We start from the raw sequence: 815 nt of genomic DNA on the forward strand, positions 1-815 counted from the left end.
TAAGGCCGTAAGATAAGCAAAGCCTTTACGTGTGCGAATATAGGTAATATCCACCTGCCAAGCGTGATTTGGTCGCGCGATGTGAAGGCCGTCCAGTAAGTAATCATAAGTTTTATGATTTTCTCCTTTTAATGAGGTCTTTGGCCCTGGAAAAATGGCTTTTAACCCCATTAAATCCATCAGGCGCTTCACTTTCTTACGATTCACTCGCATGCCTTCACGGCGCAGAACTTTTGTTACGCGACGATAACCAAAACAAGGACTCTTGTACCAAATGTCATAAATGCGATTCATCATCACCGTATCATCAACTTTTGGCACCGGCTTATAATAAAGCCCGCTGCGCTCAACACTAAGCAACTCACACTGACGGGCAACCGTAATTTTCAGCTCTGGATTTACGAGCAATCGACGTTCTTTAGAGGTTAGATGCTCGCGAAGCCCTTTTTTAAGTAATCCACCTCTAGGCTCAGTTCGCCAACCTTTTTAAACAACTGGTCACGTTCATGCTCTAAACGAACATCGGAGGTTTTATAGACTTTTTCAAAAAGTTCACAGCCTCGCTCAAGCAAGTCTTTTTTCCACTTTGAAATTAATGTGGGTGCAATGCCGTGCTTGGTGCTGAGAGCTGCAATGGTCTCTTTGCCCTTTATTGCTTCAAGCGCAATCTGGAACTTTTTGCTGCTTGAATACTGCTGTCTGCTCATGTAAAAATCTCCAAAAGTATGCCTTAATTTAGACATTAAATTTTGGGGATCATTTCAATTATGTTTTTAACCTTTCATTAATTAATCGACAAAATATTGTGTTTAAAA

2 protein-coding genes are annotated in these 815 nt (G+C 41.1%); both read right to left on the bottom strand.

The annotated features are described in order from the left end of the window. Positions 1 to 408 (bottom strand): IS3 family transposase (locus tag C200_RS16430; protein WP_033923821.1); only part of this gene is annotated, 408 nt, incomplete at its 3' end. A 17-nt stretch (positions 409 to 425) separates the two neighbouring features. Continuing rightward, complete coding sequence (locus C200_RS16435) at positions 426 to 707, bottom strand: helix-turn-helix domain-containing protein (protein WP_032126454.1); 282 nt, start codon at positions 705 to 707, stop codon at positions 426 to 428. Positions 708 to 815: the final 108 nt, after the last annotated feature.

The organism is Piscirickettsia salmonis LF-89 = ATCC VR-1361, assembly GCF_000297215.2.
Lineage (GTDB): Bacteria > Pseudomonadota > Gammaproteobacteria > Piscirickettsiales > Piscirickettsiaceae > Piscirickettsia > Piscirickettsia salmonis.

Coding starts and splice junctions, on each gene's coding strand:
- C200_RS16435 (WP_032126454.1), bottom strand. CDS start 707: ATGAGCAGACAGCAGTATTCAAGCAGCAAAAAGTTCCAGATTGCGCTT.